Below are 24,341 nucleotides of genomic sequence, written 5' to 3' on the forward strand. Positions count from 1 at the left end.
GCTACGGCTAGCGAGGGCGGCTGCGGCCGCCCCTCGCGCATCTGACAATACGATACGGAATCAAGTCCGGACCGCCGATGCGATCCGGACCGGGGGTGAGCCATGTTCTCCAGACGTGAGTTTCTGACCGCGACCGTCGCGCTGGCGGCGCTCACCGGCTCCGGTCTGTCGGGACGCTGGTCCCGCGCCGCCGCCCAGCAGGCGCTGAGAGAGGATGCGCTGCTCGGCGCGCCCGATTTCGGCAATCTGACGCTGCTCCACGTCACCGACATCCACGCCCAGCTCAAGCCGGTGTTCTTTCGCGAGCCGGCCGTGAATATCGGCATCGGCGAGGTCGCCGGCCTGCCGCCCCATGTCAGCGGCGCGGACTTCCTGAAGCTCTACGACATCGCGCCGGGATCGCCGGACGCCTATGCGCTGACCTCCGAGGACTTCTCGGCGCTCGCCTCGCGCTACGGCCGGATGGGCGGTCTCGACCGGATCGCGACCATCGTCCGGCGGGCGCGGGCCGAGCGCGGCGACGACAACGTGCTGCTTCTGGATGGCGGCGACACCTGGCAGGGCAGTTATACCGCCAACAAGACCGCTGGCGCCGACATGATCACGGCCATGAACGTCATCGCGCCGGACGCGATGACCGGTCATTGGGAGTTCACCTATGGCACCGAGCGGGTGGAGGAGGCGATCGCCGGCCTGCCGTTCCCGTTCCTCGGCTCCAACATCTTCGACCGCGAATGGGACGAGCCGGCCTTCGAGGCATGGAAGATGTTCGAGCGCGGCGGCTCCAAGGTCGCGGTGATCGGCCAGGCCTTCCCCTATACGCCGATCGCCAACCCGTCCTGGCTGATCCCCGGATGGTCCTTCGGCATTCGCGACGAGCAGATCGCCGCCCATGTGGAAGAGGCGAGGGCGGCCGGGGCCGATCTCGTCGTGCTCCTGTCGCACAACGGCTTCGACGTCGACCGCAAGCTGGCCTCGCGCGTCGACGGCATCGACATCATCCTGACCGGCCACACCCACGACGCGCTGCCCGAGCCGGTGCAGGTCGGCAACACGCTGCTGATCGCCTCGGGCTCGAACGGCAAGTTCCTCAGCCGCCTCGATCTCGACATCGGCGACGGACGCCTGAAGGATTTCCGCTACCGCCTGATCCCGGTCTTCTCCGACGTGATCACCCCGGACGCGGAGATGGCCGCCGTCATCGACGAGGTGCGCGCGCCCTATGCGGACGAGCTGCAGCGGGTCATCGGCCACACCGACGGGCTTCTGTATCGGCGCGGCAATTTCAACGGCACCTGGGACGATGTCATCTGTGACGCGCTTCTGGCCGAGCGCGACGCCGAGATCGCGCTGTCGCCGGGCTTCAGATGGGGCACGTCCGTCCCTGCCGGCAGCGACATCACCGTCGAGGATCTGCACACCGTCTGCGCCATGACCTATCCGGAGGTCTACCGCAACACGATGAGCGGCGAGACGCTGAAGGCGGTGCTGGAGGATGTCGCCGACAACCTCTTCAACGTCGATCCCTATTACCAGCAGGGCGGCGACATGGTCCGCGTCGGCGGTCTCGGCTACGGCATCGATCCGACGAAGGAGATCGGATCGCGGATCTCCGACATGACCATCCTCGCCACGCAGGAGCCGATCAAAGCCGGGCGCGACTATGTCGTGGCGGGCTGGGCGTCGGTGAACGAAGGCACCGAGGGACCGGCGATCTGGGATCTGGTGGAAAGCTATCTGAAGGGCCACCCCGAGATTTCGCCGAGCGAAAACCGCAGCGTCACCGTGCGGGGCTGACAGCCGCGCCTCGACAGGTGCCTTGCCGCATGATATATGCAAAATATCATATATTTATATGTCGGGAGGAATGCGGATGAGCGACGGACCCGGAACGAGCGAACGCGGCCTCTCCCGCCGCAACCTTCTGAAGCGTGGTCTTGCGATCGGCGGAACTGCGGCCGCGGGGCTGGCGGGCCTGCGAAGCGCCGCCGCGGCCCCCGCCGGCGGGGATCCGGCGATCACCGAGATCCAGGACTGGAATCGCTATCTCGGCGAAGGCGTGGTGGCGCGGCCCTATGGCACGCCGTCACCCTTCGAGGCCCATGTGGTGCGCCGGGACGTCTCCTGGCTGACGGCCGATGCGACGAGCTCGGTGAGTTTCACGCCGCTGCACGAGTTGGAGGGGATCATCACCCCGAACGGCCTCTGCTTCGAGCGCCACCATGCCGGGATCGCCGAGGTGCCGCCGGACGAGCATCGCCTGATGATCAACGGCCTCGTCGATCGTCCGCTGATCTTCACCATGGAGGATCTCAAGCGCTTTCCGCGCGAGAACCGCGTCTACTTCCTCGAATGCGCCGCCAATAGCGGCATGGAATGGCGCGGTGCCCAGCTCAATGGCTGCCAGTTCACCCACGGCATGGTCCATTGCGTCATGTATACCGGCACGCCGCTCCGCTATCTGCTGGAGGAGGCCGGGGTGAAGACCGCCGGCAAATGGCTGCTCGCCGAGGGCGCCGACGCCGCGGCGATGACCCGTTCGATCCCGATGGAGAAGGCTCTCGACGACTGCCTCGTCGCCTGGAAGATGAATGGCGAGGCGCTGCGGCCCGAACAGGGCTACCCGATGCGCCTCGTCGTGCCCGGCTGGGAAGGCAACATGTGGGTCAAGTGGCTGCGCCGGCTGGAAGTCGGCGACCAGCCCTGGGAGCAGCGCGAGGAAACCTCGAAATACACCGATCTCCTGGCGGACGGCAGGGCTCGCAAGTTCACCTGGGGCATGGAGGTGAAGTCGGTCATCACCAATCCGAGCCCGCAGGCGCCGATCACCCATGGCCGCGGTCGCACCGTGCTGACCGGGCTCGCCTGGTCGGGCAATGGCCGGATCAAGCGGGTGGACGTGTCCCTCGACGGCGGCCGCAACTGGCATGCTGCGCGGATCGACGGGCCGAGCCTGCCGATGGCGCTGCACCGTTTCTACTACGATTTCGACTGGGACGGTTCCGAGCTGCTGCTGCAGTCCCGGGCCATGGACGAGGAGGGCTTCGTCCAGCCGACGAAGTCAGCGCTGCGGGCCGCGCGGGGCGAGAACTCGATCTACCACAACAACGGCATCCAGACCTGGCACCTGAACGCCGAGGGAGGGCTCGAAAATGTCGAAGTGTCCTGAGACGATCCTCGCCGTTGCCCTGATCCTGGCCGGCCTGTCCGCCGCGCCCGTGCTGGCGCAGGCTGGGGATGCGGCCGCCGGCAAGAAGGTCTTCAACCGTTGTCGCGCCTGCCACGATGTCGGCGAGGGGGCGAAGAACAAGATCGGCCCGCATCTCAACGACCTCTACGGTCGCGCCGCCGGGGGCCTCGACGACTACAATTACTCGCCGGTCGTGAAGACCGCCGGTGCGGAAGGGCTCGTCTGGAACGACAAGACGCTGTCGGCCTATCTCGCCGATCCGCGCGGCATGCTGCCGGGCAATAAGATGGCGTTTCCGGGACTGAAGAAGGACAAGGAGGTCACCGATCTCCTGGCCTATCTCGCGACCTTCTGGGCTGAACAGAAGGCCGAAGCCGCACCGGCTGCTGGTGAGGATGCTCCCGCCCAGCCCGAAGCCGAAGCGGACGCGGTGGCGCAGGCATCGCCGCACGGCAGCCCCGCGCCGGCAACCGTGCCAACGCAGCATAGCGAATCGTCCACGGGGCCGCTGCGTCTCGGCCGCGCCGCGACGGACGCGGAAGTCGCCGCCTGGGACATCGACATCCGGCCGGACGGCAAGGGGCTGCCGGTCGGCAGCGGCACGGTCGCAGACGGCGAGGTGATCTTCACCGAGCAATGCGCCTCCTGCCATGGCGATTTCGGCGAGGGCAGGGGTCGCTGGCCGGTACTGGCCGGCGGGCGGGACACGCTCACCCGCGAACGGCCCGAAAAGACCGTCGGCTCCTACTGGCCGCATCTGTCGACCGCCTATGACTACATCCGGCGGGCCATGCCCTTTGGCAATGCGCGGTCGCTCAGCGACGACGACGTCTACGCGCTGACGGCCTATGTCCTCTATCTGAACGACGTGGTGACCGACGAAGAGTTCGAACTGTCCGACAAGAACTTCACCACCATCGAGATGCCGAATGCCGGCGCCTTCATTCCCGACGACCGTGCATCGGAGGCCCATTACAAGGCCGATGCCGATCCCTGCATGTCGGACTGCAAGCCGGGGCCGGTGTCGATCACCTCGCGGGCGCAGGTTCTCGACGTGACGCCGGACAGTGGCGCCGAAGGGCCTGCGGGTGGTAACGTCGATTGACGCGGAGCCGGTGGGGTCCGCGCCGGGCCCGCGGGCCCGGGACAGACCCGAGTGAAAGGCATCGCCATGAAAATCGCCCTCCTAGCAGCAGCCGCGCTGGTCGCGTCGTCGCTCGCCGCCGAGGCCGATCCGGACGATAAATCGTCCTTCGAGCCCGTGCAGTACGAAGCGCAGAAGGTGCTCTACGATTTCAATTTCGATGCCCCGCTCGACGGCGTGCGGGCGCTCGGCTTCATCCGCAACCACATCAAGGCCGCCAAGGAATTCGGCGATTTCGAGGGCTCGAAATTCGTCGTCGTCGCCCATGGCAACGAGCTGCATGGCTTCTCGCGCCTCAACCGCGCGGCCTTCCCGGACGTCTATGATGCGGTCAAGGAACTGGCCGACGAGGGTGTCGAGTTCCATATCTGCCGCAACGCCGCCAAGGGCCGGGGCTACGCGCCGGACGAATTCTACGACCTGTTCACCGTCGTCCCGGCGGCGGTGATCGACATCGCGAAATACGAGAATGCCGGCTACAGCTACATGTATCCGGCGCTCACGCCGCGGATGAACCGCGACGACGTGATCGCGAAATATCCCGAGCTCGAACTGCAGTAACGGAAGGCGAGACCATGCCCAGCAACGCCCCCGCACCGATCGCGCTCCGGCGCACCCGGCTGACCGCGGCACTGGCCGGTCTGGTCTTCGCCGTCGCCGCCATCCTGGCGGCCGGTCAGACCGTCACCGCGGCTTCGGCGCAGGAGGCCGAAGACGACGGCGGCTTCGTCACCCACAAGCTGGCGCTGCAGGTCTCCGACAATGACGAGGCGGCGATGCGGTCGGCGCTCGATATCGCCGCCAATGTCTCGCGCTTCTACACGGCCAAGGCCGAGGAGGTGGAGATCCGCATCGTCGTCTACGGCCACGGCATCGAGATGCTGCGGCCGGAGCGCACCCCGGTGATGGACCGGCTGACCTCCTTCGACCAAAGCATGCCGAATGTCGGCTTCGTGGCCTGCGGCAACACGCTCGATTCGCTCGAGCAGGCCGAGGGCGAGCGGCCCGAGATCGTCTCCTTCGCCGAGGAGGTGGAAGCCGGTGTCGCCGAGCTGATCCGCCTCGACGAGACCGGCTACACCATCGTCAAGCCGTAACCGCCCGGCGCAGCTCTTTCGGCTTCAGCAGCCGGCAGCCGCGCCGTCCAGAACTCCCGGACCTGCCCGTTGCCGGCCGTGGGGAACGAGAATCCACGCAGCACGCGTTTGCCGCAAAGCTGTTTCTGCCTGCGGCCCCGGCCGGCATTCCTGTAGCGCGAATACATCGCGAACTCCGCATATGTTCCGGCTATTGCAACGGCACCGGGACATATGGCGATGGATTTCGTTCCCCTGATCGATCTCGTCGGCGAGAACGCCACCGCGCTGATCGGCGGCGCCGTCGTCGGTGGCCTGTTCGGCATCTTCGCCCAGCGCAGCGCGTTCTGCACGCGCTCGGCCGTTCTGGACCTCACCCGGCGGCGTGGCCTGGCCGCGCTGGCGGTCTGGGCCGGCGGCTTCGCCGTCGCGGTGCTCGGCATCCAGCTTCTGCTCAATTACGGCTATGTCGACGTGCGCGAGACGCGCTTCTTCTCCACCGCGCAGAGCCTGTCCGGCGCCATCATCGGCGGCCTCGTCTTCGGCCTCGGCATGGTGCTGTCGCGCGGCTGCGTCTCCCGGATGATCGTCTTGGCGGCATCGGGCAATCTGCGCGCCCTCTATACGTCGGTGGTCGTCGCGATCGTCGGTCTGGCGACCTATAGCGGCGTCCTCGTCCCCTGGCGGGATGCTGCGGGCGGCTTGTGGAGCACGGCGGCGATCGGCGGCAACGACCTCCTCGCCCATGCCGGTCTCGGGCAGGAAGCCGGCATCGCCATCGGCGCGATCCTTGCCGTGTCGGCGCTCGCCCTTGCGCTGGTCTCGAAGGTGTCCACCTGGCGTTTCATCGGCGGCATCGGGGTCGGCGCCAGCGTCGTCGCCGGCTGGTACTTCACCTACACCCTGTCGCTGCAGGTGTTCGAGCCGATCCAGGCCGAGAGCCTGTCCTATATCCGGCCGCTGGCCACCACCGGTGCGCTTGCCACCGACCCGGACAGCTTCTTCGGCCTCGATCAGGGCGTCCTGATCGGCACGCTTATCGGCGCGTTCCTCGCGGCAATCCTGTTCGGCAATTTCCGAATCGCGACCTTCTCCGAGCCCGGCACGCCGTCGGTGCTGCGCTATACGATCGGCGCCGTCCTGATGGGTTTCGGCGGCATCCTGGCGGTCGGCTGCACCATCGGCGCGGGCTTCACGGGCGGCGCGGTTCTGGCGGTCTCGTCACTGGTCGGCCTTGCCGCGATGGTTGTGGGCGCAGCTTCGGCCGATCGCTTCATTGACCGGGAGCGGGCGCCCGCGGCGGACACGCTGCACGACGCGTCGCTCTCGCCGGCCGAATAGTCAGGCCGGACGGTACAGGCGTCAGCCTCGCTGAGCATCGGCAGCACTACGCGCGCCGTGGCGGCTTCCGCCACGGCCGAAACGCGCCGCGATTCGACTTTCCTTGCGATTATCGCTTCGGCAGGCCCAGGCAGTCGGCCACATGATCGGCGATGGCCAGGCTCGCGGTCAGGCCCGGACTCTCGATCCCGAACAGATTGACCATCGCATCGACGCCGTGGACCTGTGGCCCGTCGATGCGGAAATCGGCCGCCGGCTGGCCCGGCCCCGACAGCTTGGAGCGGATGCCGCTATAGGCCGGGGTCAGCGAATCGTCCGGCAGGCCCGGCCAGTAGCGCCGGATCTCCGCATAGAAGCCCGCCGCCCGGTCGGGATCGACGCCATAGTCGATCCCGTCGATCCACTCGACGTCAGGTCCGAAGCGCATCTGGCCGCCGAGATCGAAGGTGAGGTGGACACCCAGCCCGCCATCCTCGGGCACCGGATAGATCAGCCGCTCGAATGGCGTGCGTCCCGGTGCGGCAAAGTAATTGCCCTTGGCATAGGTGGCCGCCGGAACGTGATCGGCGGGAAAGCCGTCGATGGCGCCGGCGAGACGCTGGGCATGCAGACCGGCGGCATTGACCAGGAGATCGGTGGTGATCTCGGTCTCCTCGCCGCTTGCCCGGTCGCGGGTAACGAGCCGGACGCCGCCATCTTCCAGCCGGCCCGAGGCGATCGTCGTGTTGAACACCACCTGGCCGCCGGCCGCTTCGAGATCGCCGAGATAGCTCTGCATCAGGGCGTGGCTGTCGATGATGCCGGTCGCGGGCGAGTGCAGGGCGGCAACGCAGGTCAGCGCCGGCTCCATCTCCATCGCCGCCGGGCCGGACAGAAGGACGAGATCGTCAACGCCGCAGCGCGCCGCCTTCTCCTTGATCTCGCCGAGCCGGGCGACCTGCGCCTCGGAGGTGGCGACGATCAGCTTCCCGGTGCGCGCGTGCGGCACGTGGCGCTCGGCGGCATAGGCATAGAGCGCCTTGCGGCCGGCAACGCAGAGCTGCGCCTTCAGGCTGCCGACCGGATAGTAGATGCCGGCGTGGATGACTTCGGAATTGCGCGAACTGGTCTCGGATCCGAAATGGTCGGCCGCTTCCAGCACCAGCACCTCGCGTCCGGCAAGCGCCAGGCGCCGCGCGATCGCAAGGCCGACGACCCCGGCGCCGACGACGACGCAGTCCGTATCACTCATGAACCCGGTTTCCGCATGTCACATGATCTGAAGGCATGGCAGACGCGATGGGGGCCGGAGAGACGGCGACGTCCGCGGCGGGAATGGTGGGCGATGACAGGCTCGAACTGCCGACATCCTCGGTGTAAACGAGGCGCTCTACCAACTGAGCTAATCGCCCGCGCGCAAATCTCTAGGGTTTTCCGCACCGCGCCGCAAGCCCGCCATGCGCCTGTCGCGGTGCGCCAGCCTGTGGGAGCAAATGCCGACCATCCGCGGCCGTTCCGTTGGTGGGCCGCAGTCTGGCACCCGACCGTTAGCCATGCAGGAAGGGCGCGCTGGCGTCGTCGACCGTCGCGCTCCGCCATGTCGCGCGCAGTCTCGTCATTCCGGCTGACTTGTCGGACCAAGCTCGTTGACCTCAAGGCGAAGCCGATCCGGTCGTTGGCGCTGTCAGACTCGGCGATGCCCCAGGGCCTAATCGCCGCCGACGGATCCGGCTCCGGACCCAAAGAAGACGGCGAGGGCGCTCCGATCTCGCCCCTTGATCCGAATCCACCCCGGAATCGCGAAAAAGATGCCGTTCGATTCGCTCTGATTCTGCCGCCGAGCGGAGTCGGCAGCGGTTCGTCCCGGCAATCCGCGTGTCGTTCCATCGTCGCAAAACCGCGGTAAACTGGGCTTCCGTGCAGCGCAGCCGGATCATCTTGCACTGCGATGATTTTTGTACCGGCTTGTCGCTTGACACTCCCCGGTCTTGGCCGTAAACGACCGCTCATCAGCCGCTTCCGAGCGGTGGAGCGCGGGTGTAGCTCAGTCGGTTAGAGTGCCGGCCTGTCACGCCGGAGGTCGCGGGTTCGAGCCCCGTCACTCGCGCCACTTTTTCTTTCAGAACAATCAGTTCCGAGCCGACGAGCCCCGATGGCTGCCGCAAGGCAGCGTCGGCGCATCGCGCGTCTGGACGTCCCGCGACGCGTGTCGCGGGCCCGATCGCGACAGCTGATCTGCGTTGCGCGTCCGGCTCAGATGCCCGATCCCGATTCCTCCTCGAAATCCCGTTCGTTGGCCGGCTGCGGCCAGGATGTCTCCGCTGCCGCCGATGGCAGGGTCGGGGAGGGGATCGGCATCCAGGCGACCAGCTCGTCGTCGCCATAGGTGACCAGGCAGGCCGGGTCGGAATCGGTGGCGATCCACTCGGGTTCGAAGGCCCCGCGCGGCGCGGCCCAGCGCACCACGTCCACCTCGGCCGGTCCCTGCTCGCTGGCCCGCACGGTCGCCAGGATGCGGCTGCCGTCGCGCGGCGCCTCGCGCATCGTGCGCCAGTCCGTGACCTTGTCCTCACGCATGTTCATGGCTGCTCCTCCACTCGCGGGCGTTTCCGCGCCCGGCATGATCGTCGGACGCCTGGGGTCGGAACGCAACGGCCACGCGTCGGCTCCGCCCGCAGGGTGCCGATCCGGCGCTGTCGCCGGCGCCCTGCGGCCCCGGATCGCAGGTCCCGATACCGGCGCTTCCCGCCTTGCTTCGCCAGGGAGAAGGCGATAGTTCTCGCCGCAGCGCGAAAGGCCCTTGTTTTCGCCGTCACGATCCGCCGATCCCCGGTGCCTCCGGTCCGATCGGCTCTCCGGCGGCCTGCGGAAGGGATGATCGCGAGTTTGCGGCCGTCCGATCGGTCGCCATTGATTCTGGGGACATCGAGATGCCCGAACTTCTCGCATCCTATCTGCCGATCGTCATTTTCGTCGGCGTCGCGCTTCTCATCGGACTGGCCCTTCTGGTCTCTCCGTTCCTCCTGGCGTTCAAGGCGCCGGACGACGAGAAGCTGTCCGCCTATGAGTGCGGCTTCGACGCCTTCGACGATTCCCGCATGAAGTTCGACGTGCGGTTCTATCTCGTCTCGATCCTGTTCATCATCTTCGACCTCGAGGTCGCCTTCCTGTTCCCGTGGGCCGCGACCTTCGGAACCCTCGGCTGGTTCGGCTTCTGGTCGATGATGGTGTTTCTCGGTGTCCTGACGGTCGGCTTCATCTACGAGTGGAAGAAGGGAGCACTGGAATGGGATTGATCGATACGTCCCGCCCGCTCGTCGCACATGCGCCGTCGACGGATGCCGGCGTCGCCGGGCCGAAGATGGTCGCGCCGACGGCCGATCCCTTCGTCACCGACGTCAACAACGAGCTGGCCGACAAGGGTTTCCTGGTCACCTCGACCGAGGATCTCATCCAGTGGGCCCGCACCGGCTCGCTGATGTGGATGACCTTCGGTCTGGCCTGCTGCGCCGTCGAGATGATGCAGATGTCGATGCCGCGCTATGACGCCGAGCGCTTCGGCTTCGCGCCGCGCGCCTCGCCGCGCCAGTCCGACGTGATGATTGTCGCCGGCACGCTGACCAACAAGATGGCCCCGGCGCTGCGCAAGGTCTACGACCAGATGCCGGAGCCGCGCTACGTCATCTCGATGGGCTCCTGCGCCAATGGCGGCGGCTATTATCACTATTCCTATTCGGTCGTGCGCGGCTGCGACCGGGTGGTCCCGGTCGACATCTACGTCCCGGGCTGTCCGCCGACGGCCGAGGCTCTGCTCTACGGCGTGCTGCTTCTGCAGAAGAAGATCCGCCGCACCGGCACGATCGAGCGCTGAGGTTTGAGATGATTCGCGAACACGCCACGAAGGATCTGACCGACTATGTCGTCGAGACGCTCGGCGACACGCTGATCGAGACGATCACGGCGTTCGGCGAGCTGACGCTGATCGTCGCGCCGGCCGACATCGTCCGGGTGCTGACCTTCCTGCGGGACGACCCGCAGACCCAGTTCATCAACCTCGTCGACATCTGCGGCGTCGACTATCCCGAGCGCGCAGAGCGTTTCGAGGTGGTCTACCACCTGCTGTCGCCGCGCCAGAACCAGCGCATCCGCATCAAGGTCCGCACGGGCGAGGACGCGCCCGTGCCGTCCGTCACCGGCGTCTTCGCCGGCGCCGACTGGTTCGAGCGCGAGGCCTACGATTTCTACGGCATCCTGTTCACCGGCCATCCGGATCTGCGCCGCATCCTCACCGACTACGGCTTCGAGGGCTATCCGCTGCGCAAGGACTTCCCGCTGACCGGCTTCGTCGAGGTTCATTACGACGAGGCCAAGAAGCAGGTCGTGTACGAGCCGGTCGAGCTGCGGCAGGAATTCCGCAATTTCGACTTCCTGTCCCCCTGGGAAGGAACCGAGTATGTTCTGCCGGGAGACGAGAAGGCCAAGCAGTAGCCTAGGGAGCGTGTGATGGGGACGAAGCGGCTTCAGGCAAAGTGCCTTTGCGGCGGCGTGCGGATCGATGCCGATTTCGAGACGCTGGACGTCGGCGTCTGTCACTGCGACACCTGTCGGCGCTGGACCGCCGGACCGTTCATGGCGCTCGACGGCGCCAGCAACGTGGTCGCCGCCGGGACCGACCTCATCGCCACCTACAGCTCCTCCGGCTGGGGCGAGCGCGGCTTCTGCAAGGTCTGCGGCACCTCGCTCTTCTGGCGCAGCCTCGATGGTGAGCATTACGCCATGTCGGCGACGTTGTTCGACGGGCTGAGCAACACGCAGCTGACGCAGGAAATCTTCATCGACTCGAAGCCGTCCTGGTACGCCTTCGCCAACGAGACCGAACAGATGACGGGCGCCGAATTCTTCGCGAAGGTCGCGCCGCAGCAGGAAACGCCGCATGGCTGAGATCGACGTCCGCAACTTCAACATCAATTTCGGCCCCCAGCATCCGGCCGCCCACGGCGTGCTGCGTCTGGTGGTCGAGCTCGACGGCGAGATCGTCGAGCGCGTCGATCCGCATATCGGGCTCCTGCATCGCGGCACCGAGAAGCTGATCGAGCACAAGACCTATCTCCAGTCGATCCCGTATTTCGATCGTCTCGACTACGTCGCCCCGATGAACCAGGAGCATGCCTTCTGCCTGGCGGTCGAGCGTCTGACCGGCGTCGAGGTGCCCAAGCGCGGGCAGCTGATCCGCGTCCTGTATTCCGAGATCGGCCGCATCCTCTCGCATCTCCTCAACGTGACGACCCAGGCCATGGACGTCGGCGCGCTGACCCCGCCGCTGTGGGGCTTCGAGGAGCGCGAGAAGCTGATGGTCTTCTACGAGCGTGCCTCGGGCTCGCGCCTGCACGCGGCCTATTTCCGTCCCGGCGGCGTCCACGCCGACCTGCCGCAGCAGCTGATCGAGGATATCGGCGCTTGGTGCGATCCGTTCCTCAAGGTCTGCGACGACATCGAAGGCCTCCTGACCGACAACCGCATCTTCAAGCAGCGCAATGTCGACATCGGCGTCGTCGCCATCGAGGATGCCTGGGCGATGGGCTTCTCGGGGGTGATGATCCGCGGCTCGGGCGTCGCCTGGGATTTGCGCAAGTCGCAGCCCTACGAATGCTACGACGAGATGGATTTCGACATCCCGGTCGGCAAGAACGGCGACTGCTACGATCGCTACCTGATCCGCATGATCGAGATGCGCGAATCGGTGAAGATCATGAAGCAGTGCATCGCCCAGCTCACCGGCGAGCACAGCACCGGTCCGGTCTCGGCGACCGAAGGCAAGATCGTGCCGCCGAAGCGCGGCCAGATGAAGCGCTCGATGGAAGCGCTCATCCATCACTTCAAGCTCTACACCGAGGGCTTCCACGTCCCCGAGGGCGAGGTCTATGCGGCGGTCGAGGCGCCGAAGGGCGAGTTCGGCGTCTATCTGGTCGCCGACGGCACCAACAAGCCGTATCGCTGCAAGATCAAGGCGCCCGGCTTCGCCCATCTGCAGGCGATGGACATGCTGTGCCGCGGCCACATGCTGGCCGACGTCTCGGCGATCCTCGGCACGCTGGATATCGTCTTCGGCGAAGTCGACCGTTGATTTGTCACGGCGCCGCGCGCTCGCGCGGACGGCCGTGACCTCGGCGCTCCGGCGCCGCTTTGTTCGACCCGTCGCGGGTTTGCCGCCCGCGATGCCAACACTTGGGGAAACCGCGCCTTTGTCGGGCTTTGATGCGGCTTCTGGCCACTGGCCTTTTGCGGATCGTGTGATAGAACGCGCCGCAACATAGCATGTTGAACTGGTTCTAAAGTCGAGGTCCGATGTCTGTCAGACGTCTCGCGGACGATGCCTTCCAGCCTCACGGCTTCGCCTTCACCGATGAAAATGCGGCCTGGGCGCAGGCGACGATCCGTAAATATCCGTCGGAGCGCCAGCAATCGGCCGTGATCCCGCTGCTGATGCGCGCGCAGGATCAGGAGGGGTGGGTCACCAAGGCAGCAATCGAGCATGTCGCCGACATGCTGGAGATGCCGCTCATCCGCGTCCTCGAGGTCGCGACCTTCTATACCCAGTTCCAGCTGAAGCCGGTCGGGACGCGCGCCCATATCCAGGTCTGCGGCACCACGCCCTGCATGCTACGCGGCGCCGAGGATCTGAAGGCGGTCTGCCGTTCGAAGATCCACGCCGAGCCGTTCCATCGCAACGAGGCCGGGACGCTGTCCTGGGAAGAGGTCGAGTGCCTCGGCGCCTGCGTCAACGCGCCGATGGTCATGATCTTCCACGACGCCTACGAGGATCTGACGCCCGAGCGGCTCGAAGAGATCATCGACGAGTTCGAGGCCGGTCGCGGCGGCGATGTGAAGACCGGACCGCAGAACGGCCGCCATGAATCGGTGCCGATCGGCGGTCTGACGACGCTCAAGGGCGATTACGACGACCTGATCGCCGACCAGAAGTCGAAGGGTGGCCCCGCGAACGGCGCACCGTCGCAGGGCTCCGGGGCAGGGCAGGCGATCTCCACCCCGCCGTCCAAGGCCGGGCGTCCGGACACGGCCGCCGCCGAGACCAATCCGACCATCGCCGCCCCCGGAAAGGCTGGCGATGCCAGTGTTGCGCAGGGGGCCGAGAAGGAAGAGAGCGATACGCTGGTCGCCGAGGCCGGCCCCGGTGCGGGCCAGACCGGCGGTGCGCGGGAAGGCGCCACCGGCGAAGCCGATCGCGATGCGGTCGAGGCGAACCAGGTGTCCGCCGACACGCCGGGTGCTGATGCCTCCACCAAGGGCAATCTGGCCGCCAAGGAAGGCGCCGCCGAGGCTGCCGTGGTGCAGGATGCGCGGCGTCCCGACGACGTGCCGGCCGTGCAGGAGCGAGATGCGGATTCCGCCGACCTGACCGGCCGCGATCAGGTATCACCGGGCGAGTCGGAAGGCCTGCGCGCGCATACGTCCGATACGAGTCCTGGCCCCGGCAATGCCGATCACTTCGCCAGCAAGGCTGAGCCCGAGGCGGCGCCCGCACAGGTCGGCGACAAGCCCTCCGATCTTCTGGACGCGCCGCAGGGCGACAAGGACGATCTGAAGAAGATCAAGGGCGTCGGCCCGGTCATCGAGGCCAAGCTGAACGGCCTCGGCGTCTTCCATTTCTGGCAGGTCGCCAAATGGCGCGAGACCGAGCTGATCTGGATCGACGACTATCTGAACTTCCGCGGCCGTGCGGTGCGCGAAGGCTGGATCGAGCAGGCGAAGGTTCTTGCGACCACGTCGTCTTCCGGTTCGGGCGAGCGCTGATGCGTGCGAGGAGAATCTAGATGCTGAACGATCAGGATCGCATCTTCACCAACATCTACGGCCTGCGGGACAAGAGCCTGAAGGCCGCGATGAAGCGTGGCCATTTCGACGGCATCGCCGACATCATCGGTAAGGGCCGCGACTGGATCATCAACGAGATGAAGGCGTCGGGCCTGCGCGGGCGCGGCGGCGCCGGTTTCCCGACTGGCCTGAAATGGTCCTTCATGCCCAAGCAGTCCGATGGCCGTCCGCACTACCTCGTCATCAATGCCGACGAGTCCGAGCCCGGCACCTGCAAGGACCGGGAGATCATGCGGAACGACCCGTTCACGCTGATCGAGGGCTGCGTCATCGCCGGTTTCGCAATGGGCGCGAACACCTGCTACATCTATGTGCGCGGTGAATATATCCGCGAGCGCCAGGCGCTGCAGCGGGCCATCGACGAGTGCTACGAGGCCGGTCTTCTCGGTCGCGACAACAAGTGCGGCTGGGACTACGACATCATCGTCCACCACGGTGCCGGCGCCTATATCTGCGGCGAAGAGACGGCGCTCCTGGAAAGCCTCGAGGGCAAGAAGGGCCAGCCGCGGCTGAAGCCGCCGTTCCCGGCCAATGTCGGCCTCTACGGCTGCCCGACGACGGTCAACAACGTCGAGTCGATCGCCGTTGCACCGACGATCCTGCGCCGTGGCGGCGGCTGGTTCGCCGGCCTCGGCCGCCCGAACAACACCGGCACCAAGCTGTACTGCATCTCCGGCCATGTCGAGCAGCCCTGCACGGTCGAGGAAGAGATGGGAATTCCCTTCCGCGAGCTGATCGAGAAGCATTGCGGCGGCGTCCGCGGCGGCTGGGACAATCTTCTGGCGGTCATCCCGGGCGGTTCCTCGGTTCCGCTCGTGCCGGCAGCCGACATCATCGACGCGCCGATGGATTTCGACGGCCTGCGCGAGATCAAGACCTCGCTCGGCACAGCCGCCGTGATCGTCATGGACAAGTCCACCGACATCGTGAAGGCCATCGCCCGCATCTCGTATTTCTACAAGCACGAGAGCTGCGGCCAGTGCACGCCGTGCCGCGAGGGCACGGGCTGGATGTGGCGGGTCATGGAGCGCATGGCGACCGGCAACGCCCAGAAGCGCGAGATCGACATGCTGCTCGACGTGACCAAGCAGGTCGAGGGCCACACCATCTGTGCGCTGGGTGATGCCGCCGCCTGGCCGATCCAGGGTCTCGTGCGCCATTTCCGCGCCGAGATCGAGCGCCGCATCGACGACTACTCGCGCAATGCCGACACTGACCGCCGTCCGGTGCTCGAGGCAGCGGAATAAGCAGGACAAGTCTATGACCAAGCTCAAAGTCGACGGCAGGGAAGTCGAGGTTCCGGATCACTACACGCTGTTGCAGGCGTGCGAGGAGGCCGGCGCCGAGATTCCGCGTTTCTGTTTCCACGAGCGGCTGTCGATCGCCGGCAACTGCCGCATGTGCCTCGTCGAGGTGAAGGGCGGACCGCCCAAGCCGGCGGCGTCCTGCGCCATGGGCGTGCGCGATCTTCGCCCCGGACCCGAAGGCCAGCTTCCGGAAGTCTTCACGACCACGCCGATGGTCAAGAAGGCCCGCGAAGGCGTGATGGAGTTCCTGCTGATCAACCACCCGCTGGATTGCCCGATCTGCGATCAGGGCGGCGAGTGCGATCTGCAGGACCAGGCCATGGCCTACGGTGTCGACAGTTCGCGCTACCAGGAGAACAAGCGCGCCGTCGAGGACAAGTACATCGGGCCGCTGGTCAAGACGATCATGACGCGCTGCATCCACTGCACGCGCTGCGTCCGCTTCACGACGGAAGTCGCTGGAATTTCTGAGCTTGGCCTGGTCGGCCGCGGCGAAGACGCCGAGATCACCACCTTCCTCGAGCAGGCAATGACCTCCGAGCTGCAGGGCAACGTCATCGACCTCTGCCCGGTCGGCGCGCTGACCTCGCGGCCCTACGCCTTCCAGGCGCGCCCGTGGGAGCTCTCCAAGACCGAGACCATCGACGTCATGGACGCCGTCGGCTCCAACATCCGCGTCGACACGCGCGGCCGCGAAGTGATGCGCATTCTTCCGCGCATCAACGAAGAGATCAACGAGGAGTGGATCTCCGACAAGACCCGCTTCATCTGGGACGGCCTGCGCACCCAGCGCCTCGACAAGCCCTATGTCCGCGAGAACGGTCGTCTGCGCCCCGCCAGCTGGCAGGAAGCCTTCGCCGCGATCAAGGCGAAGGTCGACGGTGCTGCCGCTGACCGCATCGGCGCCATTGCCGGCGATCTGGCCGCAGTGGAAGAGATGTGGGCGCTCAAGCGCCTGATGGCCGAGCTCGGCTCGACCAGCGTCGATTGCCGCCAGGACGGGGCCAAGCTCGATCCGGCGGACGGTCGGGCCTCCTACCTCTTCAACACCACCATCGCCGGCATCGAGGATGCCGATGCGCTGCTGATCGTCGGCTCCAATCCGCGCTTCGAGGCGTCGGTGCTGAATGCCCGCATCCGCAAGCGCTGGCGCATGGGCGGCTTCCCGATCGGCGTCGTCGGCGAGAATGTCGATCTGCGCTACGACTACACCTATCTGGGCGCCGGCGCCGAGACGCTGTCGAACCTCGAAGGCGCAAGCCAGGGCTTCTTCGACGCGCTGAAGAATGCCGAACGTCCGATGATCATCGTCGGTCAGGGCGCGCTTGCCGGCGACAACGGCGCCGAGCTGCTGGCCTCGCTCGCCGCCCTGTCGCGCGAAATCGGTGCGGTCACCGATGGCTGGAACGGCTTCAACGTGCTGCACTCGGCAGCCTCGCGCGTCGGCGGCCTCGACATCGGCTTCGTGCCGGGGGAGGGCGGTCGCAACGTCGCCGAGATGACGAACGGGGCGGTCGACGTCCTGTTCAATCTCGGTGCCGACGAGGTCGAGATCGCGCCCGGCGCCTTCGTCGTCTATATCGGCACCCATGGCGACCGCGGCGCCCATCGCGCCGACGTCATCCTGCCGGGTGCCGCCTATACGGAGAAGTCCGGCACCTGGGTCAATGTCGAGGGCCGTGCCCAGACCGGCAGCCGTCCCGGCTTCCCGCCGGGCGACGCGCGCGAGGACTGGGCGATCATCCGGGCGCTGTCGGCCGTTCTCGGCCATACGCTCGGCTTCGATTCCCTCGGCGCATTGCGCAGCGAGATCTACCAGTCGCATCCCTGGATGCGGACCGACCGGATCGAGCCGGCGGATGCGGCGGCCATCACCCGTCTGGCAGACCGTGCCGGAACGCTGAACGGTGGCAGCTTCGCCTCCAATATCGGCGACTTCTACCTGACGAACCCCATCGCCCGTGCGTCGAAGGTCATGGCCGAGTGCTCGCAGCTCGCCAAGGCCGAGCATCTGGAAGCAGCGGAATAAGGACGGCTGGCAGTGGCTGATTTCACCTCCCTCTATCTCTGGCCGGGCCTGATCATTCTCGGGCAGAGCCTTCTGTTCCTGGTCGTGCTGCTGGTGCTGGTGGCCTACATCCTTTTGGCTGACCGCAAGATCTGGGCGGCGGTGCAGATGCGCCGCGGACCCAACGTCGTTGGTCCCTGGGGTCTGTTCCAGTCCTTCGCCGATCTCCTGAAGTTCGTCCTCAAGGAGCCGGTCGTGCCGGCCAGCTCCGACAAGATCGTCTTCCTGCTCGCGCCGCTGGTCGCGGTGACGCTGGCCCTGGCGACCTTTGCGGTGGTGCCGGTCGCCGACGGCTGGGTGATCGCCGACATCAATATCGGCATCCTCTACGTCTTCGCGATCTCCTCGCTCGAGGTCTATGGCGTGATCATGGGCGGCTGGGCGTCGAACTCGAAATACGCCTTCCTCGGCGCGCTCCGCTCGGCGGCGCAGATGGTCTCCTACGAGGTGTCGATCGGCTTCGTCATCGTCACCGTGCTGCTGTGCGTCGGCTCGCTGAACCTCACCGACATCGTGCTGGCCCAGCAGACCGGCCTCGGCACCATGATCGGCCTGCCCAACACCTTCCTCGACTGGCACTGGCTCGGGCTGTTCCCGATGTTCGTGATCTTCTTCATCTCGGCCCTGGCCGAGACGAACCGGCCGCCCTTCGATCTGCCGGAAGCCGAATCCGAACTCGTCGCCGGCTTCATGGTCGAGTACGGCTCCACCCCGTACATGATGTTCATGCTCGGCGAGTATGCGGCCATCACCCTGATGTGCTGCCTGATGACCATCCTGTTCATGGGTGGCTGGCTGCCGCCGGCAAACTTCGCGCCCTTCACCTGGGTGCCGGGCGTCGTCTGGTTCCTGGCCAAGGTTGCGCTGGCCTTCTTCATGTTCGCCATGGTCAAGGCCTTCGTGCCGCGCTACCGCTACGATCAGCTCATGCGTCTGGGCTGGAAGGTCTTCCTGCCGATCTCGCTGGGCATGGTGGTGCTGGTCGCCTTCGTGCTGCAGCTGATGGGCTGGGGCGCGGCGGCCGTATGATGGAGCCCGCGCTCATCGGTGCGCTGGCCGGACTGGTGCTGGGGATCGTCGACTTCATGATCCTCGGCTATGTCCGCAACCGCCGGGACCGCCCGCATGGCGGGGAGGGGGATCCCGCGGGTCTCGCCCTCAACGTCGCGCGCTATTCGCAGCTTGTTCTGTTTCCGGTCGTCGGCTGGTTCGCCGCGCCGATCATCGCCTCGAATCTGGGAGGCTAGAGCCTTATGAGTGCCATTGCACAGACCGTCCGGTCGCTGTTCCTCGTCGAATTCGTCAAGGCCATGGGCCTGTCGATGCGGTACTTCTTCGCGCCTAAGGCGACGGTGAACTACCCCTTCGAGAAGAATCCGCAGAGCCCGCGCTTCCGCGGCGAGCATGCCCTTCGCCGTTATCCCAACGGCCAGGAGCGCTGCATCGCCTGCAAGCTGTGCGAGGCGATCTGTCCGGCCCAGGCGATCACCATCGAGGCCGGCCCGCGCCGCAACGACGGCACCCGCCGCACGGTGCGCTACGACCTCGACATGGTGAAGTGCATCTATTGCGGCTTCTGCCAGGAAGCCTGCCCGGTCGACGCCATCGTCGAGGGGCCGAATTTCGAGTTCTCCACGGAGACCCGTGAGGAACTCTACTACGACAAGCAGAAACTGCTCGATAACGGCGACCGCTGGGAGCGCGAGATCGCGCGCAACATTGCGCTCGACGCGCCTTACCGGTAATCGGGCGCAGAGTTTTCGGCGGCTGAGAATCGCCGGTTCCGCTGCTTCGTAAGAGCGCCGGCCCGGTCTTCGACATGACGTTCAGGGCAGGCACGTGGGCACCTTCACCCGCCGTGTCCGCCAGCAAAAGGAGCCCGAGGATGCTGGGCCTTCAGGCAGTCTTCTTCTATCTGTTTGCGCTGGTCGCCGTCGGCTCGGGCCTGATGGTCGTGCTGGCGCGCAACCCGGTGCACTCGGTGCTGTTCCTGATCCTCACCTTCGTGGCGGCGGCAGGTCTCTTCCTTCTGGCCGGCGCCGAGTTCCTCGCGCTGATCCTGATCGTCGTCTATGTCGGCGCCGTGGCGATCCTCTTCCTCTTCGTCGTCATGATGCTCGACATCGATTTCGGACGGGTGAAGCGGGACACGCTGAAATACGCCCCGATCGGCGTGATCATCGGCGTCGTCCTTCTGGCCGAACTCGTGATCGCCGCTACCGGCAATTACTACGACCCGCAGATGGCGGTGGCGACGTCCATGCCGATCCCGCCGCTGGAGGAAGTCTCCAACATCGAGGCGCTCGGCAGCGTCCTCTACACCCGCTACATCCTGTTCTTCCAGCTGGCCGGCCTGATCCTCTTCGTCGCCATGGTCGGAGCGATCGTCCTGACGCTGCGCCACAAGGAAGGCCTGAAGCGCCAGTCGATCCCGCAGCAGGTGGGGCGCACGCCCGCGACCGCGGTGGAGATCCGCAAGGTCGAGAGCGGCAAGGGCATCTGAGAGCGAAAGGAACGGATACGATGGAAGTCGGTCTCGGACACTACCTTACCGTCGGGGCGATCCTGTTCGTCACGGGCGTCTTCGGCATCTTCATGAACCGGAAGAACATCATCACGATCCTCATGTCGGTCGAGCTGATCCTTCTGGCCGTGAACATCAATTTCGTGGCCTTCTCGGCCTTCCTGAACGACCTCGTCGGCCAGATCTTCGCGCTCTTCGTGCTGACGGTCGCGGCTGCCGAGGCGGCGATCGGCCTGGCCATCCTGGTGGTCTTCTTCCGCAATCGCGGCTCCATCGCCGTCGACGACGTCAACACGATGAAAGGCTGATCGGGCGTGTATCAGACCATCGTTCTCCTGCCGCTCGCCGGCTTCCTGATCGCCGGCCTGTTCGGCAATGCGATCGGCGCCAAGGCGTCCGAATATACGACTTCGGCCTTCCTGGTGGCTGCCGCGGTTCTGTCGTGGATCGCCTTCATCAGCTTCGGCTTCGGCGAGTCCGAGACGCTGCGCATCACGCTGTTCCAGTGGATGCAGTCGGGCGGTCTGGACGTGTCGTGGTCGCTGCGCATCGACCGGCTGACGCTGGTCATGCTGGTCGTCGTGAACACGGTCTCGTCGCTGGTCCACATCTATTCGATCGGCTACATGCACCACGACCCGCATCGGCCGCGCTTCTTCGCCTATCTGTCGCTGTTCACCTTCGCCATGCTGATGCTGGTGACGTCGAACAACCTCGTGCAGATGTTCTTCGGCTGGGAGGGCGTCGGCCTGGCGTCCTATCTGCTGATCGGTTTCTGGTACAAGAAGCCGTCGGCGAACGCTGCCGCCATGAAGGCCTTCATCGTCAACCGCGTCGGTGACTTCGGCTTCATCCTCGGCATCTTCGGCGTCTTCGTGCTGTTCGGCTCGGTCAATTTTGACACCATCTTCGCCGGAGCCGCCGATATCGCCGGCCAGATGGGCGGCGAGGGCGCAGAGGCCGCTGCCGGTGCCGGTGCGCCGGTCCTGAACTTCGCCGGCTATGCGCTGCCCATGGCGGGCGCGCTGACCGCCGTCTGCCTGCTCCTGTTCCTCGGCGCCATGGGCAAGTCGGCCCAGCTCGGCCTGCACACCTGGCTGCCGGATGCCATGGAAGGCCCGACCCCGGTCTCGGCGCTCATTCACGCCGCGACCATGGTCACCGCCGGCGTCTTCATGCTGGCGCGCATGTCGCCGATCTTCGAGCTCAGCCATACCGCGCTGACCGTCGTGACCTTCGTCGGCGCCACCACCGCACTGTTCGCCGCGACCGTCGGTCTCGTCCAGAACGACATCAAGCGCGTCATCGCCTATTCGACCTGTTCGCAGCTCGGCTACATGTTCGTCGCGCTCGGCGTCGGCGCCTATGGCGTGGCGATCTTCCACCTGTTCACCCACGCCTTCTTCAAGGCGCTGCTGTTCCTGGGCGCCGGCTCGGTGATCCACTCGGTCTCGGACGAGCAGGACATGCGGCGCATGGGCGGGCTGCGCAAGCACATCCCGGTCACATACTGGACCATGGTCATCGGCACGCTGGCTTTGACCGGCTTTCCGTTCACCGCCGGCTATTTCTCCAAGGATGCGGTCATCGAGGCGGCCTTCGTCGGGCACAATTCCTTCGCCATGTATGGCTGGGGCCTGACGGTGATTTCGGCGCTCCTGACCAGCTTCTATTCCTGGCGCCTGATCTTCCTGACCTTCCACGGCAAGCCGCGCGCGTCGGCCGACGTCATGCACCATGTGCATGAATCGCCGATGGTCATGCTGGTACCGCTGCTGATCCTGTCGGTGGGCGCGCTGTTTGCCGGCATCGTCTTCGAAGGCTTCTTCGTCGGTCACGAATATGCCGAGTTCTGGGGAGCCTCGCTGTTCACCGGCCCGGACAACCACGTGCTGCACGATCTGCACGAGGTGGCCTTCGGGATCGCGATCATCCCGACGGTGATGATGGCGCTGGGCTTTGCCATCGCCTGGGCCTTCTACATCCGCAACCCGGCGCTGCCGGGGCAGGTGGCTGCCCGCCATCGCGGCCTGTACCAGTTCTTCCTGAACAAGTGGTACTTCGACGAGCTGTACGACTTCCTCTTCGTCCGCCCGGCCAAGGCGATCGGCACCTTCCTGTGGAAGACCGGTGACGGCAGGGTGATCGACGGGCTCGGCCCGGACGGCATCTCCGCCCGCGTCGTGGACGTCACCAACCGCGTTGTCCGGCTGCAGACCGGTTACCTCTATCACTATGCCTTTGCGATGCTGATCGGCGTCGCGGCGCTGGTCACCTGGATGATGCTCGGGGGCGTGAACTGATGACCGAATGGCCGATCCTCTCGACCGTCACCTTCCTGCCGCTGGTCGGGGCTCTGCTCATCCTGTTCATCCGGGACGACAGCGAGCTCGCGCGCCGCAACATCCGTAATGTCGCGCTGCTGACGACGCTGTTCACCTTCGTCGTCTCGCTGTGGATCTGGATCGATTTCGACAACAGCGACGCCGGCTTCCAGATGGTCGAGCGCCTCGACTGGCTGGGCGGCGGCATCACCTATCACATGGGTGTCGACGGCATCTCCATGCTGTTCGTCATCCTGACGACCTTCCTCATGCCCTTCTGCATTCTCGCCAGCTTCGAGTCCGTGCAGACCCGCGTGAAGGAATACATGATCGCCTTCCTGGTGCTGGAAACGCTGGTCGTCGGCGTGTTCTGCGCCCTGGACATCGTGCTGTTCTACATCTTCTTCGAAGGTGGCCTGATCCCGATGTTCCTGATCATCGGCGTGTGGGGCGGCAAGCGGCGCATCTACGCCAGCTACAAGTTTTTCCTCTACACCTTCCTCGGCTCGGTGCTGATGCTCGTCGCCATCATGGCGATGTTCTGGACCGCGGGCACGAGCTCGATCCCCGAGCTTCTGGCCTACGATTTCCCGGCCTCGATGCAGACCTGGCTGTGGTTCGCCTTCTTCGCCAGCTTCGCGGTGAAGATGCCAATGTGGCCGGTGCACACCTGGCTGCCCGACGCCCATGTCGAGGCACCGACCGCCGGCTCCGTCATTCTGGCGGGCATCCTCCTGAAGCTCGGCGGCTATGGCTTCCTGCGCTTCTCGTTGCCGATGTTCCCGCTGGCCTCGGCCGAGTTCGCGCCGCTGGTCTTCACCCTGTCGGTCGTGGCGATCATCTACACCTCGCTGGTCGCGCTGATGCAGCAGGACATCAAGAAGCTGATCGCCTATTCCTCCGTCGCCCATATGGGCTTCGTGACCATGGGCATCTTCGCCGCCAACCAGCAGGGCGTCGAAGGCGCGATCTTCCAGATGCTGTCCCACGGCCTGGTGTCGGGCGCGCTGTTCCTGTGTGTCGGCGTCGTCTACGACCGCATGCACACCCGCGAGATCGCCGCCTATGGCGGTCTGGTGAACCGCATGCCGCATTACGCCGCCGCGATGCTGATCTTCACCATGGCGAATGTCGGCCTGCCGGGCACGTCGGGCTTCGTCGGCGAGTTCCTGACCCTCATCGGCGTCTTCCAGGTCAACAGCTGGGTGGCGATCTTCGCGGCGACGGGCGTCATCCTGTCGGCAGCCTACGCGCTGTGGCTCTATCGCCGCGTCGTCTTCGGCGCGCTGGAGAAGGAGAGCCTGCGGTCGATCCTCGACCTCTCGGGCCGCGAGAAGATCCTGCTCTACCCGCTGATCGTGCTGGTCATCTTCTTCGGCGTCTATCCGATGCCGGTCTTCGACGTGACCGCCGCCTCCGTGGAATCCATGGTCAACCGCTACACCGCAGCCATCGAGGCGGCCTCCTCGGTCGCTCTGGCACAATAAGCTCGGGA

The 24,341-nt window shown here is 65.9% G+C and carries 24 protein-coding genes and 2 tRNA genes; 22 read left to right on the forward strand and 4 right to left on the reverse strand.

Annotated elements, in window-relative coordinates; all coding sequences use genetic code 11:
* Positions 1-102: 102 nt before the first annotated feature.
* The 5 genes from soxB to N7I30_RS15490 all read left to right on the forward strand — a co-directional run bounded on the left by soxB (position 103) and on the right by N7I30_RS15490 (position 5,431).
* Positions 103-1,797: a thiosulfohydrolase SoxB gene (gene soxB / locus N7I30_RS15470; RefSeq protein WP_498640024.1), complete on the forward strand. Its 1,695-nt coding sequence runs from the start codon at positions 103-105 to the stop codon at positions 1,795-1,797.
* Positions 1,798-1,873: 76 nt separating this feature from the next.
* A complete protein-coding gene (soxC, locus tag N7I30_RS15475; protein ID WP_498640025.1) occupies positions 1,874-3,169 on the forward strand; it encodes a sulfite dehydrogenase in 1,296 nt (431 codons plus the stop codon).
* Positions 3,153-4,295, forward strand: coding sequence for a c-type cytochrome (locus N7I30_RS15480; protein ID WP_491391488.1), 1,143 nt, complete (start codon positions 3,153-3,155; stop codon positions 4,293-4,295). The genes soxC and N7I30_RS15480 overlap by 17 nt, the downstream gene beginning before the upstream one ends.
* A gap of 66 nt (positions 4,296-4,361) precedes the next feature.
* A complete protein-coding gene (locus tag N7I30_RS15485; RefSeq protein WP_491391489.1) occupies positions 4,362-4,895 on the forward strand; it encodes a DsrE family protein in 534 nt (177 codons plus the stop codon).
* Positions 4,896-4,909: 14 nt separating this feature from the next.
* On the forward strand, positions 4,910-5,431 hold the full coding sequence (locus N7I30_RS15490) for a DsrE family protein (RefSeq protein WP_491391490.1): 522 nt from the start codon (positions 4,910-4,912) through the stop codon (positions 5,429-5,431).
* On the opposite strand, the gene N7I30_RS15495 is transcribed toward N7I30_RS15490, so the two are convergent.
* A complete protein-coding gene (locus N7I30_RS15495; RefSeq protein ID WP_491391491.1) occupies positions 5,410-5,598 on the reverse strand; it encodes a hypothetical protein in 189 nt (62 codons plus the stop codon). The genes N7I30_RS15490 and N7I30_RS15495 overlap by 22 nt on opposite strands.
* A 52-nt stretch (positions 5,599-5,650) precedes the next feature.
* On the opposite strand from N7I30_RS15495, the gene N7I30_RS15500 reads away from it, so the two are divergent.
* Complete coding sequence (locus tag N7I30_RS15500; protein WP_498640027.1) at positions 5,651-6,751, forward strand: YeeE/YedE family protein; 1,101 nt, start codon at positions 5,651-5,653, stop codon at positions 6,749-6,751.
* Between the two features lie 109 nt (positions 6,752-6,860).
* On the opposite strand, the gene N7I30_RS15505 is transcribed toward N7I30_RS15500, so the two are convergent.
* Together N7I30_RS15505 and N7I30_RS15510 are read right to left on the reverse strand one after the other, a co-directional pair.
* Entirely contained in the window at positions 6,861-7,982 is a 1,122-nt protein-coding gene (locus N7I30_RS15505) for an NAD(P)/FAD-dependent oxidoreductase (protein ID WP_498640029.1), read from the reverse strand.
* An 84-nt stretch (positions 7,983-8,066) separates the two neighbouring features.
* Positions 8,067-8,142 (reverse strand) — tRNA-Val (locus N7I30_RS15510).
* 621 nt (positions 8,143-8,763) lie between these two features.
* Between N7I30_RS15510 and N7I30_RS15515 the strand changes: the two genes are divergently transcribed.
* A tRNA-Asp gene (locus N7I30_RS15515) sits at positions 8,764-8,840 on the forward strand.
* A 143-nt stretch (positions 8,841-8,983) separates the two neighbouring features.
* Here N7I30_RS15515 and N7I30_RS15520 read toward each other — a convergent pair.
* Positions 8,984-9,313 (reverse strand): hypothetical protein, encoded by a 330-nt coding sequence (locus N7I30_RS15520; protein ID WP_491391494.1) that lies wholly within the window; start codon positions 9,311-9,313, stop codon positions 8,984-8,986.
* A 347-nt stretch (positions 9,314-9,660) separates the two neighbouring features.
* On the opposite strand from N7I30_RS15520, the gene N7I30_RS15525 reads away from it, so the two are divergent.
* The 15 genes from N7I30_RS15525 to N7I30_RS15595 all read left to right on the forward strand — a co-directional run bounded on the left by N7I30_RS15525 (position 9,661) and on the right by N7I30_RS15595 (position 24,333).
* Complete coding sequence (locus N7I30_RS15525; protein ID WP_024351146.1) at positions 9,661-10,026, forward strand: NADH-quinone oxidoreductase subunit A; 366 nt, start codon at positions 9,661-9,663, stop codon at positions 10,024-10,026.
* A complete protein-coding gene (locus N7I30_RS15530) occupies positions 10,017-10,601 on the forward strand; it encodes a NuoB/complex I 20 kDa subunit family protein (RefSeq protein WP_024351147.1) in 585 nt (194 codons plus the stop codon). The genes N7I30_RS15525 and N7I30_RS15530 overlap by 10 nt, the downstream gene beginning before the upstream one ends.
* Before the next feature lie 8 nt (positions 10,602-10,609).
* Positions 10,610-11,218: an NADH-quinone oxidoreductase subunit C gene (locus N7I30_RS15535; protein WP_491391868.1), complete on the forward strand. Its 609-nt coding sequence runs from the start codon at positions 10,610-10,612 to the stop codon at positions 11,216-11,218.
* A gap of 15 nt (positions 11,219-11,233) precedes the next feature.
* Positions 11,234-11,671 (forward strand): GFA family protein, encoded by a 438-nt coding sequence (locus N7I30_RS15540; RefSeq protein WP_024351149.1) that lies wholly within the window; start codon positions 11,234-11,236, stop codon positions 11,669-11,671.
* Entirely contained in the window at positions 11,664-12,854 is a 1,191-nt protein-coding gene (locus N7I30_RS15545) for an NADH-quinone oxidoreductase subunit D (RefSeq protein WP_475362979.1), read from the forward strand. Before N7I30_RS15540 ends, N7I30_RS15545 begins: the two co-directional genes overlap by 8 nt.
* A gap of 221 nt (positions 12,855-13,075) precedes the next feature.
* Positions 13,076-14,542 (forward strand): NADH-quinone oxidoreductase subunit NuoE, encoded by a 1,467-nt coding sequence (gene nuoE, locus N7I30_RS15550; protein ID WP_491391867.1) that lies wholly within the window; start codon positions 13,076-13,078, stop codon positions 14,540-14,542.
* 20 nt (positions 14,543-14,562) lie between these two features.
* Entirely contained in the window at positions 14,563-15,870 is a 1,308-nt protein-coding gene (gene nuoF, locus N7I30_RS15555; protein WP_024351151.1) for an NADH-quinone oxidoreductase subunit NuoF, read from the forward strand.
* Between the two features lie 13 nt (positions 15,871-15,883).
* A complete protein-coding gene (gene nuoG, locus N7I30_RS15560) occupies positions 15,884-17,959 on the forward strand; it encodes an NADH-quinone oxidoreductase subunit NuoG (RefSeq protein ID WP_498640032.1) in 2,076 nt (691 codons plus the stop codon).
* A 12-nt stretch (positions 17,960-17,971) separates the two neighbouring features.
* Positions 17,972-19,027, forward strand: coding sequence for an NADH-quinone oxidoreductase subunit NuoH (gene nuoH, locus N7I30_RS15565; protein ID WP_230785143.1), 1,056 nt, complete (start codon positions 17,972-17,974; stop codon positions 19,025-19,027).
* A complete protein-coding gene (locus tag N7I30_RS15570) occupies positions 19,024-19,245 on the forward strand; it encodes a hypothetical protein (RefSeq protein WP_148233810.1) in 222 nt (73 codons plus the stop codon). Before nuoH ends, N7I30_RS15570 begins: the two co-directional genes overlap by 4 nt.
* A 6-nt stretch (positions 19,246-19,251) precedes the next feature.
* On the forward strand, positions 19,252-19,743 hold the full coding sequence (gene nuoI / locus N7I30_RS15575; RefSeq protein WP_009209800.1) for an NADH-quinone oxidoreductase subunit NuoI: 492 nt from the start codon (positions 19,252-19,254) through the stop codon (positions 19,741-19,743).
* Positions 19,744-19,886: 143 nt separating this feature from the next.
* Positions 19,887-20,501, forward strand: coding sequence for an NADH-quinone oxidoreductase subunit J (locus N7I30_RS15580; protein WP_491391755.1), 615 nt, complete (start codon positions 19,887-19,889; stop codon positions 20,499-20,501).
* A gap of 20 nt (positions 20,502-20,521) precedes the next feature.
* A complete protein-coding gene (nuoK, locus tag N7I30_RS15585; protein ID WP_009209798.1) occupies positions 20,522-20,830 on the forward strand; it encodes an NADH-quinone oxidoreductase subunit NuoK in 309 nt (102 codons plus the stop codon).
* A gap of 6 nt (positions 20,831-20,836) precedes the next feature.
* Entirely contained in the window at positions 20,837-22,825 is a 1,989-nt protein-coding gene (nuoL, locus tag N7I30_RS15590) for an NADH-quinone oxidoreductase subunit L (protein ID WP_491391753.1), read from the forward strand.
* A complete protein-coding gene (locus N7I30_RS15595) occupies positions 22,825-24,333 on the forward strand; it encodes an NADH-quinone oxidoreductase subunit M (protein WP_024351158.1) in 1,509 nt (502 codons plus the stop codon). Before nuoL ends, N7I30_RS15595 begins: the two co-directional genes overlap by 1 nt.
* The last annotated feature ends 8 nt before the right edge of the window (positions 24,334-24,341 follow it).

The sequence above is a fragment of the Aurantimonas litoralis genome (genome assembly GCF_026153195.1).
Classification (GTDB): domain Bacteria; phylum Pseudomonadota; class Alphaproteobacteria; order Rhizobiales; family Rhizobiaceae; genus Aurantimonas; species Aurantimonas coralicida.